The sequence below is a fragment of the Janibacter limosus genome, assembly GCF_004295485.1.
Classification (GTDB): Bacteria; Actinomycetota; Actinomycetes; order Actinomycetales; family Dermatophilaceae; genus Janibacter; species Janibacter limosus_A.
Genome location: NZ_CP036164.1, coordinates 2983843 through 2998304, shown reverse-complemented (window position 1 = coordinate 2998304; position 14462 = coordinate 2983843). Strand labels below are relative to the sequence as shown.

Annotated in this window: 12 protein-coding genes; 4 read left to right on the top strand and 8 right to left on the bottom strand. The window is 70.7% G+C overall.

Annotated elements, in window-relative coordinates; translation table 11 throughout:
• Positions 1 to 6 precede the first annotated feature (6 nt).
• The 4 genes from EXU32_RS14350 to EXU32_RS14335 all read right to left on the bottom strand — a co-directional run bounded on the left by EXU32_RS14350 (position 7) and on the right by EXU32_RS14335 (position 3848).
• Positions 7 to 1452 carry an aldehyde dehydrogenase family protein gene (locus EXU32_RS14350; protein ID WP_130630515.1) on the bottom strand — a complete coding sequence of 482 codons (1446 nt, stop codon included), beginning with the start codon at positions 1450 to 1452 and terminating at the stop codon, positions 7 to 9.
• The gene (locus EXU32_RS14345) at positions 1449 to 2681 is read right to left on the bottom strand and encodes an NAD(P)/FAD-dependent oxidoreductase (RefSeq protein WP_130630514.1); all 1233 of its coding nucleotides are present in this window, start codon (positions 2679 to 2681) and stop codon (positions 1449 to 1451) included. Before EXU32_RS14345 ends, EXU32_RS14350 begins: the two co-directional genes overlap by 4 nt.
• Positions 2678 to 3028 (bottom strand): Rieske (2Fe-2S) protein, encoded by a 351-nt coding sequence (locus tag EXU32_RS14340; RefSeq protein WP_130630513.1) that lies wholly within the window; start codon positions 3026 to 3028, stop codon positions 2678 to 2680. The genes EXU32_RS14345 and EXU32_RS14340 overlap by 4 nt, the downstream gene beginning before the upstream one ends.
• Before the next feature lie 100 nt (positions 3029 to 3128).
• Positions 3129 to 3848: a TenA family transcriptional regulator gene (locus EXU32_RS14335; RefSeq protein WP_130630512.1), complete on the bottom strand. Its 720-nt coding sequence runs from the start codon at positions 3846 to 3848 to the stop codon at positions 3129 to 3131.
• Positions 3849 to 4014: 166 nt separating this feature from the next.
• On the opposite strand from EXU32_RS14335, the gene EXU32_RS14330 reads away from it, so the two are divergent.
• On the top strand, positions 4015 to 5064 hold the full coding sequence (locus EXU32_RS14330) for an Ldh family oxidoreductase (RefSeq protein WP_165399693.1): 1050 nt from the start codon (positions 4015 to 4017) through the stop codon (positions 5062 to 5064).
• A gap of 16 nt (positions 5065 to 5080) precedes the next feature.
• Here EXU32_RS14330 and EXU32_RS14325 read toward each other — a convergent pair whose 3' ends face one another.
• The gene (locus EXU32_RS14325; RefSeq protein WP_130630510.1) at positions 5081 to 6073 is read right to left on the bottom strand and encodes a bile acid:sodium symporter family protein; all 993 of its coding nucleotides are present in this window, start codon (positions 6071 to 6073) and stop codon (positions 5081 to 5083) included.
• 84 nt (positions 6074 to 6157) lie between these two features.
• Here EXU32_RS14325 and EXU32_RS14320 point away from each other — a divergent pair, with 84 nt between their 5' ends.
• Positions 6158 to 7030, top strand: a complete 873-nt coding sequence (locus EXU32_RS14320; RefSeq protein ID WP_130630509.1) for a LysR family transcriptional regulator — start codon at positions 6158 to 6160, stop codon at positions 7028 to 7030.
• A 46-nt stretch (positions 7031 to 7076) separates the two neighbouring features.
• On the opposite strand, the gene EXU32_RS14315 is transcribed toward EXU32_RS14320, so the two are convergent.
• Entirely contained in the window at positions 7077 to 8216 is a 1140-nt protein-coding gene (locus EXU32_RS14315) for a diacylglycerol/lipid kinase family protein (protein ID WP_130630508.1), read from the bottom strand.
• A gap of 87 nt (positions 8217 to 8303) precedes the next feature.
• On the opposite strand from EXU32_RS14315, the gene serS reads away from it, so the two are divergent.
• Positions 8304 to 9632: a serine--tRNA ligase gene (gene serS / locus EXU32_RS14310; protein ID WP_130630507.1), complete on the top strand. Its 1329-nt coding sequence runs from the start codon at positions 8304 to 8306 to the stop codon at positions 9630 to 9632.
• 90 nt (positions 9633 to 9722) lie between these two features.
• Positions 9723 to 12461, top strand: a complete 2739-nt coding sequence (locus EXU32_RS14305; protein WP_130630506.1) for a helix-turn-helix transcriptional regulator — start codon at positions 9723 to 9725, stop codon at positions 12459 to 12461.
• 153 nt (positions 12462 to 12614) lie between these two features.
• Here EXU32_RS14305 and EXU32_RS14300 read toward each other — a convergent pair whose 3' ends face one another.
• Both EXU32_RS14300 and EXU32_RS14295 read right to left on the bottom strand, forming a co-directional pair.
• A complete protein-coding gene (locus EXU32_RS14300; protein WP_130630505.1) occupies positions 12615 to 13463 on the bottom strand; it encodes an ABC transporter permease in 849 nt (282 codons plus the stop codon).
• Entirely contained in the window at positions 13460 to 14425 is a 966-nt protein-coding gene (locus EXU32_RS14295; protein WP_130630504.1) for an ATP-binding cassette domain-containing protein, read from the bottom strand. The genes EXU32_RS14300 and EXU32_RS14295 overlap by 4 nt, the downstream gene beginning before the upstream one ends.
• Positions 14426 to 14462: the final 37 nt, after the last annotated feature.

Sequence of the window (14462 nt, the reverse complement as noted above, 5' to 3'; positions counted from 1 at the left end):
CTCGGGTCAAGGGGTGAAGTAGACGGTCTTGTCGGTGGTGTAGAAACTCATCATCGAAGCGCCTGCCTGCTCCTTGAAGGTCTGTGTCGACGAGTGCTTCATCCCGCCGAAGGGGGCATTCATGGCCATGCCGTTGGTTGCCTGGTTGACCTTGACCAGACCGGTGGCGACGTCCTCGGAGAAGCGGATCGCGCGTGAGATCTCCGAGGTCACGATCCCCGCCGAGAGTCCGTACTTGGTGTTGTTGACCACCCTCACGGCCTCGTCGTAGGACGAGACGGTGATGAAGGCGAGCACAGGGGAGAAGACCTCCTCCTGGGCCAGGTCAGAGAGCGGGTCGACGTCCCTGAAGATCGTCGGCCGCACGAAATAGCCGCCACCCGGAGGGTCGGCCTGATGACCGTCCGGGTCGACGAGCACGGCACCCTGGGACGTGGCCCCCTCGACGTAGTGGCAGAACTTGTCGATCTGGGCGCGGTTGGCCAGCGGACCGAAGGTGACGCCCTCGTCGAGCCCGTTGCCGACGCGGGCAGCCTGGGCCGTCTGGCTGATGCGACGGACCAGCTCGTCAGCGACCGCCTCGTGCACGACGACGCGGGAGGTGCCGGTGCAGGCCTGGCCGGAGAGCCCGAAGGCTCCCTTGGCGATGATGGCGGCGGCCCGGTCGAGGTCTGAGTCCTCGAGCACGACGAGCGCGTTCTTGCCGCCCATCTCCAGCTGGGTCCGCACGTCGACGCCGGTGACGCCGTGGATGGCAGTACCCACCTCGGTGGAGCCGGTGAAGGTGACCGCGTCGACCTCGTCGTTGGCCACCATCGCCCGACCGACGTCGGCGTGTCCGTGGACGAGCGCGAGTGCGCCGGACGGCACCCCGGCCTGGACGAGGGCCTCGACCAGGCGCTGACCCATCAGCGGGGTGACCTCGCTGGGCTTGAAGACGACGGCGTTGCCTGCGGCGAGTGCCGGGCCGAGCTTGCGCGAGGGGATGTTGAGCGGGAAGTTCCACGGGGTGATGGCCGCGACGATGCCCACGGGCTCGCGACGCGAGAAGACGAGGCTGCCGTCCCCGGTCGGGTACGTCTCGCCAGTCATGCGCAGCGCCTCACCGGCGAAGAAGCGCAGGTTCTGAGGGGTGCGCGTCGTCTCCATGGTGGCCTCGGCGAGGGTCTTACCCTCCTCCCGGACCAGCTCGACGGCCAGGTCCTGGGCCTGGGTGGCGAGGATGTCGGCAGCCGCGACGAGGACGTCAGCGCGCTTCTCCGGCGACGTGGCGGCCCACGCGTGCCGGTGCTCCGACAGGTGCGCGATGGCGTCGTCGACATCGGTGCTGGTCGACTCCGGAGCGGTGGAGACCACCTCGTCCGGTCGCGCCGGGTTGGTGCGATCGAAGGAGGCTGCGGAGGCTGGCCACACCCAGTCACCTCCGATGTAGTTGCCCTTGAGTCGGGTCATGACGCGGCTCCTTCCAGGGCCTCGAAGAGATCCCGTTCGGGATCCGTGAGCAGTTCGACGGGGACGCTCGCGCCCATGTTGACGAGTTCGCGCGCCAGTCCGACCGTCTCCTCGTCGTTGAGGGCGAAGACGGCGCAGACAGCGCCTTCGCGGATGAAGAAGGCGGTGAAGCTCGCGCCTTCGAGATCGCCGCGGACGACCATGTCGTCGCCGGGCTCGGGGTGGCCGACGCCTTGGAGGTTCACCCCGAACTGGTCCGACCAGTACCAGTGCGGGTCGGAGTTGGTGATGTCCGCACCGAGCATCGACTGAGCGGCCACGGAGGCCTGCTTGCTCGCGTTGTCGAAGTGCTCGACCCGCACGCGGCCGTCGACGAGGGGATGGTCCTGGTTGGCGACGTCACCGGCCGCCCAGACGCCGGGCATGCTCGTGCGGCACGAGGCGTCGACGAGGATCCCGTTGTCGCACTCGATGCCGGAGGCCTCGGCGACGCGGGTGTCGGGCACGATCCCGATCGCCACGACGACGTGGTCGGCGGGCACGTCGCCGCGGTCGGTCTCGACGACCACGCCGTCCGCGTTCTCGTGCACGGCACGTACTGCCGTGGTCAGCTGCAGATCGATGCCCCGCTCGCGCTGGAGGCGGGCGCAGACGCCACCGAGGTCGGTTCCGAGGGCACGGTGCATCGGCTGGTCGGCGGCCTCGATGACGGTGACCTCCACGCCCGCATCCCGTGCGACAGAAGCGATCTCGGCGCCGATGAACCCGGCGCCGACGATGGCCAGGCGGGACGAGCTGCCCAGGGCGGCGCGGAGGCGGTCGGCATCATCTCGGGTGCGCAGGTGGTGGATCCGCTCGCCGGTGGCCCCGCCGAGCATCCGGGGGCTGCCTCCGGTCGCGAGGAGGACCGCGTCGGCGGCGATGCGCTCACCCTCGGTGGTGACGACGACGGGCCCGGGCTCGACGCGCTCGACGGTCACGTCCGTGCGCACGATCACCTCGTTGGTGGTGGTCCAGTCCTCGGGCAGGAGCTCGATGCTGGAGCCGGCGTCCGCGAGGTACTCCTTGGACAGCGGCGGCCGCTGGTAGGGGCGGTGCGGCTCGGCTCCGAGGATGGTGATCGGTCCGGTGTACTTCTTGCGGCGGAGCGTGCGGCTCGCGACGGCGGCGGACTGGCCGCCACCGACGATGACGACGCCGGCGGGAAGGGGGGAGGTCGCCTCGCTCATGCCGTGGTCACCACGCCCGAGTCGGCGGTCTTGGCGGCCGGGTCGAGGCTCACGGAGATGGTTCCGTCCTCGGCCACGCGCACGGCATACGTGGGCTGGCACCCGTCCTGGTCCTCCGGCTCACCGGTGGCCGGGTCGAACTTCCACTGGTGGCCGGGGCAGATGACCTTCCCGAAGAGGAGGGTCCCCTTGCTGAGACGGCGCTCCTCGTGGATGCAGATGTCGTTGAGGGCGTAGACCGTGCTGCCGACGTAGAAGAGGGCGATCGGGGTGTCGTCGATCTCCACGGCCTTCTTCTTGCGCAGCTTCAGGTCCTTGACGTTGCCGACGTCGTGCCAGGTGCTCATCGTCCTGCTCCTGTGGGGTGTGGTGCCGGTGGCCGGCGGGGCGGAAGTGGGTAGAGCAAGAGCGGGCGCCGGGGCAGGCGCCCGCTCTGTGGTCGTGCGGTCAGGCCGCGGCGGCCTCGAGGTCCTCGGCGACATAGCTGTCGTAGAGGGACTTGGTGTAGCTGAAGCGCATCTCGGCGCCGATGCGCACGGCCTCGAGGCAGCGCTGCTGCAGCTCGGGGGTGTCCGCGCCCTCGAGCACGATCTGGTAGCCGCGCTCGCCGTGGACGACGTCCGAGGTGATGTGCAGGTCGAAGAACTCGATCTCGTCCTCGGTGAAGCCGTAGGTCTCGCGCAGCGGGATGATCTGCTTGGTGTAGATCTGCGGGACCTGAGACTCCAGGCCGACGACGAGTGCAGCGGTCGCGACGACGTAGTGCTCGCGGTCGGCGATCTGGTAGCACCAGGCCTGCAGCCCGCGGGTCACGGCGTTCATGTTGCGCGGGTCCTCGATGCGCTCGGCCGTGGTTCCGCAGGCCTCCGCGAAGCGGACCAGCAGGTCCGTGTGGCGGATGTCGGCCAGCTCCTCCTCGTACATGTTCTGCAGGAGGAAGTCCTTGGCGTCCTTGTGGCTGTCCGGGGTGTTGCGGTAGACGAGGCCAAGGTAGTCGGCGAAGAAGCCGACGTAGTGGTAGTGGTTCTCCGCCCACCGGGCGAAGTGCTTGCGCTCGAGCTTGCCCTCGGCCCAAGCCTTGCTGAAGTTGGCGGTCGAGGCCTCGCGACCCTTGATCGCATCCTGAAGCGCGGCGCGGAAGTCCTCCTGGGACAGCAGCTCTGCCATGTCAGTCACCTTTTCTCTTCCGGTTCATAGGCCGGGATCGGTTCGATGGCTCCACGCTAGGTCGCCGACGGCCCCGACTCTAGGGTGAAGATGCACATGGATCATGCCTGTTTTACGTGCACAAATACCTCGGGTCGATGAGCCCGGCGCTGACACGATGGGGCGGGTGACCAGCACAGACGAGATCAGACAGCACATCCCCCTTCGCGACCTGCACGACCTGGCGCGCGATGTCCTCGTCAGGGTGGGGATGCCGCCCGAGCACGCGGCGTGGACCGCGGACGGGCTCGTGTGGGCCGATGCCCACGGACTGCCGGCGCACGGGGTCTCGAGCAAGCTCGTCCAGTGCGTGCAGCGGATCCGGGCCGGGGGTACGACCGCCGATCCACGACTCCGGGTCGTGCATGACCGTCCGGCCCACCAGCTGCTCGACGTCGACGGCGCGTGGGGTCAGGTTGCCGGGACCCTTGCCATGCTGCGCGCGGTGGACAAGGCGACGACCCAGGGAATGGCTGCTGTCTCCGTGCGTGGCGCCACCTCTGCAGCCGCCATGGGCTACTTCGCCGATCTGGCTGCCGATCGCGGATGCATCGGGCTGGCCGTGACCAATGGCCCCGCGCTCATCGCGGCGCCCGGAGGACACCGTCGGGTCGTCGGCAACCAGGGCCACGCGCTGGCCGCTCCGGGCGAGGGTGGCGAGCGGATCCTCTACGACACCGCGACCACGACCATGTCGACCGGCCAGATGGACGGCTACCACGAGCGCGGTGAGCTGCTGCCCGATGGCGTGCTCCGCGACAGCGACGGTGAGCCGACGAATGATCCCTCGCTGTGGACCACCGGTCTGCTCGAGCCCATCGGCGGGCACCGAGGGTTCGGCCTCAGCCTGGCCCTCGAGGTGCTCACCGGCGTGCTCGCCGGCGGTGAGCGGTTCGGTGCCGACGTCGGGCTCCCGACCCGCGTCGACCAGCCGCAGGGCGTCAGCCTCTTCATGCTGGCGGTCGAGCCGACGTCAGGAGAGGACCTCGCCGGGCGGGTCCAGCACCTCCTCGATGTCGTCGCCGCGTCAGGGGAGGGGGCGCGTGCCCCTGGGGTCCGCGCGGTGCACCAGGCGCGTGAGGCGCTGGAGCTCGGGGTCGCGTACTCGCCCGCGCAGATCGCTCGTCTCGTCGCCCTGGCGCACTCGTGCGGGGCGAGTGCGAGCCTCGGGGCCTGAGAGTGGTGGCCGACGCTCAGACGGGGACGACCGCAGGCTCCTCGGCGCGCTTGTCGAGTCGCGTGGCGATCATTGCGCCGATCAGCAGCTGGAGTTGGTGGTAGAGCATCAGCGGCAGGACGACGAGGCCGACCGGCTGGTCGGCGAAGAGGACCGTGGCCATCGGCAAGCCGGTCGCGAGCGACTTCGTCGAGCCGCAAAAGAGGATGGTCACGCCATCTGCCCGGGAGAAGCCGGTCCGCTGCGAGATCACCCAGGTCAGGCCGAAGACGATACCGAGCAGCAGCAGGCAGACGAGCGCGAGCAATGCCAGACGGCCGACCGACAGACTCGACCAGATCCCTTCGTTCATCCCCTTGCTGAAGGCGACGTACACGACCAGCAGGATCGAGCCGCGGTCGACGACCTTCAGCGGCTTGCCGTGCTCCTTGATCCAGGCGCCGATCCAGCGGCGCAGGATCTGGCCGGCGAGGAAGGGCAAGAGCAGCATCACGAAGATCTCACCGACGGCCGAGCCGTTGAACCCACCGCCCTGGGTGCTCATGAGCACACCGACGAGCAGCGGGGTGATGAAGATGCCGAGCAGGCTGGACGCGCTCGCGGCGACGACGGCGGCGGGAATGTTGCCGCGGGCGACGGAGACGAGGGCGATCGCTGACTGCACGGTCGAGGGCAGTACGCAGAGGTAGAGGACTCCGAGGTACAGCGGCTCGCCGAGCAGTGCGGGGACGAAGGACCTGAAGAGCAGCCCGAGCACGGGGAAGGCGATGAAGGTCGTCGCGAGGATGAAGCCCTGCAGTCGCCAGTGCCGAACACCGTGGAGGATCTCGCTGCTCGACAGGCGTGCCCCGTACAGGAAGAAGAGCAGCCCGATGGCGACCTTGGACGCCCAGCTGAAGAAGGTCAGCGCGACGCCGTGCGAGGGCAGCACACCCGCGATCGCCACTGTCGTGAGGATCATCAGCAAGAAGGGGTCGACGCGGCTGGACGCCAAGAGCCTGGAGAACATGATCTCGACGGTAGCCACCGATTGGTGTCCGCGAAACATGATGATCGCGTTAAGAGTCATCACGATTCTTGATAGCCTGCTCTGGTGTTCGACCCAACCCACCTGCGTAGCTTCCTTGCGGTGGAGAGCACGCGCAGCTTCACCGCCGCCGGTCGCCGGCTCGGCCTGCGCCAGTCGACGGTCAGCCAGCACGTCGCCAAGCTCGAGACGGCGGCGGGTCGTCGCCTGCTGCTGCGCGACACCCACTCGGTCGAGCTGACCGCAGACGGAGCCGCCATGCTCGGCTTTGCCCGCGAGATCCTCGAGCGTGAGGAAGCGGCGCAGCGCTACTTCTCCGAGTCGACCCTGCGCGGCCGGGTCCGCTTCGGCGCCTCGGAGGACCTCGTCCTCCACGAGCTCCCGGCGGTCCTTGCAGAGTTTCGCCGGGACCACCCCCGGGTCGACCTCGAGCTGACCGTCGCCCTGAGCGAGGACCTCAACCAGCTGCTCGCCGACGGGCACCTCGACATCGCCTTCGGCAAGCAGCGCCCGGGGGCAGGCAACCGTGACCCTCGGCTCGTCTTCACCGACGAGCTCGTCCTGCACTCTGCGCCGGGGTTCGTCCTCGACGAGGGGGAGCCCATCCCCTTCGTCACCTACCCGCCCCCGGCCCTGACGCGTGCCATTGCTCTGGAGCTCTTCCGCCGCTCAGGTATGTCTCACCGGATCACCTGCACGAGCGACAGCCTCAACGGCTTGCGCGCCGCGGCGCTGGCCGGGATGGGCGTCATCCTGCATGCCGCAGGGATGCCGCCAGAGGGCCTGGTGCCTCTCGAGCATCCTCGACTGGCATCGGCGGGTCCCATCGACGTCGTCCTGTCGACCAGACGATCTGTACCGAGCGCTCCCGAGGAAGCGCTCGTCCGTGCCATCCGTGCCAACGCCGACCGCCTCAGGCCAGGTCCTCGGACTCGTTGAGACGGCCCGTGGCCCCTCGGTCGACCGGCGCGGCTGGCGTGACGGCCTACGAGCCCGCCACCCGCACGATCAGCGCCTGCTGGTCGACGCTCACGCGCATCCGAGTGGCCTCTCCGATGACGTCACCGTCGACCTGCACGGGGTGCGGCTCGTCGGCGTCGACGGTGTAGACCGACCCGGTGGTACGGATCAGCTCGTTGCCGTCCTTCTCGGAGCGGCCGAGCACGCGCAGCGCGATCGACCCCCAGCCGATGAGCGTCTTGGGCGCGATGACCACGCCGTCGAGCAGTCCGTCGTCGACGCGGCCGCTCGGGACGAGCTGGATGCCACCCTGCAGGGTGCCGCAGTTGCAGACGAGGATCGTGCGGGCGAGCACAGGGTCCTGGATGCGTCCGTCGATGCTCCACCGCACGCGGAACCGCTTGACGAAGAGCTTGCGGAAGCCGGTGACGAAGTACGCGCTCCAGCCGACCCGGGCCTTGAACTCCTCGCTCGTGCCGCCCATGATCTCGGCGTCGAAGCCCATGCCGGCCATGACGAGGAAGGGGTGGCGCTGCACGGGGGGACCCTCGACCGGCTCCTCCGCCTGGCCGGAGTCGTCGGTCGCCGGCTCCTCCGCCGGGTCGAGCTCGAGCCAGGCCACGTCGACCGCCTTGTTGCGGCCGCTGCAGGCCACCCGCAGGGCAGGGACGAGGTCGGCGCCCACCGGGATGTCGAGGTTGCGGGCCAGCAGGTTGCCGGTGCCCTTGGGCAGCAGGCCCATCGGTGTGCGCGTGCCGGCGAGGGCCACCGCGACCGCGCGGGTCGTGCCGTCACCGCCGAGGGGGCAGACGAGGTCGACGCCCTCCTCCAGCGCCTGCCGGGCCTGACCCGTGCCGGGGTCCTGCACGGTCGTCTCGAGGAAGAGCGGCTCGGCCCACCCCAGCTGCGCGCTCGCCTGCGTCAGCTCCGCCCGCACGAGCGACACGTCGTCGAACTTCGTGGGGTTGATGATGATCGCGGCCCGTCGCTCGGCCCTGCCCTTGTCCTTGCTCGACCTGCGGAAGCTGCTCCGCTCGGGTCGGGGACGCCGGTGGCGGGCGCGCGTGCGGGCGGGCCCCGGCCCTGCCAGGACGAGTCCGACGACGACGCCGATGAGGGCCAAGGAGAGGGCGATGGCGAGCGCCAAGAGGGTCCAGTCCGACACGTCGGTGACGCTACCGCAGGGCAGCGTCCGGCCGAGCACCGCTCGGCGGGGGCGGTGACGCGCTGCATCGCGGATATCCTGCACAGCGTGATCGACCTCAAGTTCCTGCGTGACCAGCCCGAGTCCGTCCGAGCGAGCCAGCGTGCCCGCGGGGAGGACGAGTCGCTCGTCGACGCCGTCATCGCCGCGGACGACCGCCGTCGCACCTCGATCCAGGCCTTCGAGGCGGCCCGGTCGGAGCAGAAGGCCGCGAGCAAGGAGCTCGGCCCCGTCATGGGACGGCTGGGCAAGCTGAAGAAGTCCGACCCGGACAGCGCCGACATCCCGGGCCTCGAGGCCGAGGCAGCCGCGCTGCGCGACAAGGGCGCGGCGATGTCCGCCCGTGTCAAGGAGCTCGAGGCCGCGTCCGACGAGGCCAAGGCGCAGCTGGACACCTCCCTTCGGGCCATCGGCAATGTCATCCAGGAGGGTGTCCCGGCCGGAGGTGAGGAGGACTTCGACCTCATCGAGGAGGTCGGGACGCCGCGCGACTTCGCCGCGGAGGGCTTCGCCCCCAAGGACCACCTCGAGCTCGGCGAGCTGCTCGGCGCCATCGACATGGAGCGCGGCGCCAAGGTGAGCGGCAGCCGCTTCTACTACCTCAAGGGCGCCGGCGCGCAGCTCGAGATGGCCCTCATGGGGCTGGCGCAGCAGATCGCCGCAGAGGAGGGCTTCACCCCGCTCGTCGTGCCCAGCCTCGTGCGTCCCGAGACGATGGCCGGGACCGGCTACCTCGACGCGCACGACGACGTCTACCACCTGCAGGCCGACGACCTGTACCTCACCGGCACCTCCGAGGTGGCGCTCGCGGGCTTCCACGCCGACGAGATCCTCGACCTGCGCGACGGGCCGATCCGCTACGTCTCGACGTCGACCTGCTTCCGCCGCGAGGCCGGCAGCTATGGCAAGGACACCCGCGGGATCTTCCGCGTGCACCAGTTCCAGAAGACCGAGATGTTCGTCTTCTGCCGGCCCGAGGACGCCGTCGCCGAGCACGACAACCTGCTGCGCATCGAGCGCCGCATCCTCGAGGCCCTCGAGCTGCCCTACCGCGTCATCGACGTCGCCGCCGGAGACCTCGGTGGCCCCGCGAGCCGCAAGTTCGACTGCGAGGCGTGGGTGCCGACGCAGAGCAAGTACCGGGAGCTGACCTCGACGAGCAACTGCACCACCTTCCAGGCCCGCCGGTTGAACATCCGCGAGCGCAATGCCGAAGGGGGTGGCACCCGCGCGGTGGCCACGCTCAACGGCACGGCGATCACCAGCACCCGGCCCATCGTGGCGATCCTGGAGAACCACCAGCAGGCCGACGGCTCGATCCGCGTCCCCGCAGCGCTCCAGCCCTTCATGGGGCGCGAGGTCATCGCTCCCCGCTGACGTGCCGATCACACAGCGAAGGGGGCCCGTCCCCCCGACCCAGCTCTGCGGGTTACGTTGGAGTGGTCCCACGAGGGAGGAACGACTCGAGTGAACCTGGTTGCGCGTCATGACCCGGGCGGCGCTCCCGCGCCGGTGGGTCGGGCCCGTCTGCTCGCGTCGGTGACGGCCCGCGTCCTCGACGGGCAGGCCGTCGCCGTGCACGGGCCGCGGGGCATGGGCCGCACGACCTTCCTCGACCTCGTCGCCTCCGGCCTGCCGGCGGCCGTGGTCGTGCGGATCGCCCGGCTCGGCACGCCCGGGCATGCTGCCGCGCTCATCGCCCAGGCCTTCGACCCCTCGACCCTCGAGGAGCTGCCCGAGCGGATGCGCTCCACCCTCCTGGACCCGAGGCCGGCGGACTGGCCGGACCCGGCGGCCCGGCTCGGCGACGCGCTGACCGAGCTGCTCACCGCTCAGGCGGGGCACGCCCCCTTCGTCCTCGTCATCGACGACGTCCAGTACCTCGACGAGCTCAGCGACCACGCCCTGCGGGCCGCGGCGGTGCGCTCGCTCGGCCCGGGCGCCTTCGGCCTGCTGCTCGGTGTCGGGCCGGGGGACCCCTCGCCCGTGACCGGCTTCGTGCCCACCACGAGCGAGGCACGTGACCTGCCGGTGCTGCACATCGACCTGCCGCCCTTCGCCGGCGCCGACACCGTCGAGATGCTCACCGAGGTGGGCATGGCGACGGACACCGCGCTGTGGGCTCATCGGGAGTCCGGCGGCAACCCCGGGCTCGCCCACGAGATCGCCGAGTCGGCGGGCGAGCAGCCCACCGCGAGCATCTCCCGCGCGGAGCACGGTCGCGCGCGCGAGCGGGTCCATGCCCTGTCGGAGACCGTCCTGACGACCCTGCGCCGGATCGCGGCCATGCACCAGCCGACGGCCGCCGTGCTCACCCGGCTGGGTGGTGAGGACGCCGCGGACAGCATCCGCACGGCCAAGCAGCTCTCGCTGCTGGTGTCCGAGGACGACTACCTGCGGCTCACCCCCGGGGCGCTCGGCGAGGTGCTCCTCGAGTCCGTCGACAGCGACGAGCTCGTCCGACTGCACCGCGAGCTGGCCGACAACGCGTCGAGCCTGCCCCTCACGCGCTACCACCTGGCGCTCGCCGGCGACCCCTCGACGACCCCCGCGGACCTCGCCGCCTCTGCCCGGGAGAGCGCCGCCCGCGGCGAGCACGACCTGGCGGCGCAGCTCTACCTCCTCGCGGCGGACTCGGGGACACCCGAGCGGGCCGAGTGGATCACCTGCTGCCTCGAGAACGCCGTCATCGGCAAGGAGGCGAGGGTCCTCCACCGCGCCATCGAGGGCGCCGCGGAGCTCACCGAGCCGCACCAGCGGGTGCGGGCGGACATCGCGCTGCTCGAGCTCGACGCCAGCTCCCCGGACGAGCTGCTCATCGCGGCCATGCACGCGTCGGAGCGCTACCCCGAGCTGCAGGCCCGGGTGCTGCTCCAGCGGGCCCGCATCCTCCTGGGCACCCACGAGCTGCGCACGGCGTTGGAGCTGGCCCAGCGGTCGGTGGAGCTGGCTGCCCGCGCGGGCCGTCCCGACCTCGAGGTGGACGCCCTGACCGTCGCTGCCGCGGCCAGCCACACCCTGGGCGAAGGGAGCGCCCGTGGCCTCATCGAGAAGGCCTCGGCCCTCGCGGGCCCGCCGCGCCCCGGTCAGGTGCACACCTCGCCCCGCTACATCGCGGCGCGCTTCGCCCTCCACGACGACGACCTGCGCCGCGCGCGGTCGGAGTTCGTCGACATGCTCGCCGACGTCGGGCCCGACGCCGGGTACGACACCGTCCACGTCCTGCGCAGCCTGGTCGAGGTCGTCGCGCGTCAGGGCCGCGGCCGCGAGGCCCTGGAGCTGGCCGGCCGGGCGACCCGTGCCGCGACCCACTTCGACACCCCGGTCGCCACCACCTGGTACATCGAGGCCATCGCCGAGACGGTGGGCGGCTCCTTCGAGCGGGCGGCCACCGTCAGCGCCCGGGGGGTCGACCTGGCCCGCGAGCAGGGCGACGAGCGCTACCTGCGCCGACAGCTGGCTCACCTGGGGCTGGCTCAGCTGCACCTGGACGACCTCGCCGCGGCCGTGGCTGCCTTCCGCGAGCTGCGCGCGATCGACGCCGCCAGCGCCATCCGTGACGTGACCTCGATGCGTTGGCACGCCGATGCTGTCACCGCGCTCGCCCTGGCGGGCGAGGTCGACGAGGCGCGCGAGGTGCTGAGCGGCATCCGTGAGGCGGTCGACGCCTGGCAAGGTGCGCCGGGAGTGGACATCGCAGCGGATCGCGCGGAGGCCGAGATCTGTGCGGCGACGGGTGACCTCGATCAGGCGCGGGGTCTGGCCACCCGCTCCGCGACGGCGGCGGCCGACCTGCGCCTGCCCATCGAGGAGGCCCGCTCGCTGGTCACGCTCGCCCACGTCGAGCGGAGGGCGCGGCGCTCCGGCCGCAGCCGCGACGCGGCCGAGCGAGCCCGCGAGGTGCTGCGACCGCTCCACGCGGAGCCGTGGGCCACGTGGGTGCAGGCGCGCTTCCCCGACGGAGCGGCCCTGCACACGCTCGAGCCGGAGGAGCCCGACGGCCAGGACCCCCTCGCGCACCTCACCCTCACCGAGCAGCAGGTCGCCGCACTCGTCGCCGACGGCGCGAGCAACCGCGAGATCGCCCAGCGACTGCACCTGAGCGTCAAGACCGTCGAGGGCACCCTGACGCGGATCTACCGCAAGACCGGGGTGCGCTCACGCACCCAGCTCGCCGCGCTCGTGCTGGGGCACGGCTCGCGCTGACCCGGCTCGACCCCCTTCGCGGGTGGAGGTAAACCCGCGGACGATTCACCCGCGAGTCGGCATCCACCCGATGAAGGGGGCCGCTGACTGGACGCGAACTCGCCGACGAGTCGTCGGCGAGTCCACCTCCACCCAAGGACGAAGGGGGGGCGCTCAGTCGGTGGTGCGGGCGTTGAAGGCGCGCAGGGCCAGCGGCGCGATGATCAGGGTGATCGCGACGGACCAGATGATCGTCGCCAGCTCGGGGTTGTGCAGCGGCCAGGGCGCATCGGCTCGCAGTGGCTGGCCCGCCACGCCCCAGTTGTCGCGCATGGCCTGGCTCAGGGAGCTGATGGGGTTCCACTCGGCGATCGTGCGCAGCCACGAGGGCATGACGTCGGTGCGGGCAAAGGCGTTGGACAAGAACGTGATCGGGAAGATCGTGGTGAACATCAGGCCGTTGACCGCCTCGACCGAGCGCATGGCGGAGCCGACGAGGATGCCGATCCAGATCATCGCGAAGCCGAAGAGCAGCAGCAGCCCGTAGCCGATCAGCGCGTGGACCACACCATCGTGCAGGCGCCAGCCGATGAAGAGGCCGGTCACCGACATGACCGCGACCCCGATGCTCGAGTGGATGAGGGCGGCGATGCTGCGCGAGATGAGGATCGAGGAGCGGCGGATCGGCAGGGAGCGCAGCCGGTCGACCATGCCCTTGCCGATGTCGGTGTTGAGGCCGATCGCGACGATGAAGGAGCTGAAGGCGATGGTCTGCGCCATGATCCCCGGCAGCAGCCACGGCTTGTAGTCGACGCCGGGGATCTGGATCGAGCCACCGAAGACGTACGCGAAGAGCAGGACGAACATGATCGGCTGGATCGTCACGTCGGTGAGCATCTCGGGCTGACGCTTGATGTGCGTGAGGTTGCGGCGCACCAGGGTCGTGATCTGACGGACGCGGCTGGCGCCGGTCGTCCGCGCGGCGGGGGCGTCGACCGCCGCGGTCTGCGCGTGGGCGGTCATGCGGGTGCCTCCTGGTTGCTGGTCTCCTCGGCCGTGTGGCCGGTGAGCGAGAGGAAGACGTCGTCGAGGCTGGGCCGCTGCATGCCCAGGTCGTCGACCTCGATGCCGGCGCCGTCGAGGACGCCCGCGATGCGGGTCAGGTCGGCGACCCCGGCGCCCGGGGCCGTGAGCCGCCGGGCGTCGGCGTCGACGTGGATGTCGCCGACGACGCCGCGGACCAGGTCCGTGGCCCGGGAGACCTCGTCGTGCCGGGAGACGGTGACGACGAGGCTCGTCGCGCCTGACTGGTTCTTCAGGTCGAGCGGCGTGCCCTGCGCGATGATCCGCCCGTGGTTGATGACGCAGATCCGGTCGGCCAGCTGGTCGGCCTCGTCGAGGTACTGCGTCGTGAGCAGCAGGGTCGTGCCCTCGCGCACGAGACCACGCAGGACCTCCCACAGCTCCACCCGGCTGCGCGGGTCGAGACCCGTCGTCGGCTCGTCCAGGAAGAGCACCGAGGGATGGGCGATGAGGCTCACCGCGAGGTCGATGCGCCGCCGCATGCCGCCCGAGTAGTCCTTGACGACCTTGCCGGCCGCCTCGGTGAGGGAGAAGCGCTCGAGCAGGTCGTCGGAGCGGCGCCGCACCTCCCGTCCGGGCAGCCCGTAGAGGTCGCCGATGAGGCGCAGGTTTTCTCGCCCGGTCAGCAGGTCGTCGACGGTCGCGCCCTGGGCGGTCAGGCCCATGCTCGCGCGCACCGCGTCGGCCTGGGTGGCCACGTCGTACCCGGCGACCCGGGCGGAGCCGCTGGTCGGGATGGCGAGGGTGGTCATCATCCGCACCGTGGTCGTCTTGCCGGCGCCGTTGGGCCCGAGGAGCCCGAAGACGGTGCCCTTGGGTACCTCGAAGCTCACGTCGTCGACGGCGACGAAGTCACCGAACTTCTTCACCAGGCCGGAGGCCTCGATCACGGGTGCGGTCATGTCGGTCAACACTAGGTGCGGTCACCGACAGCGCACG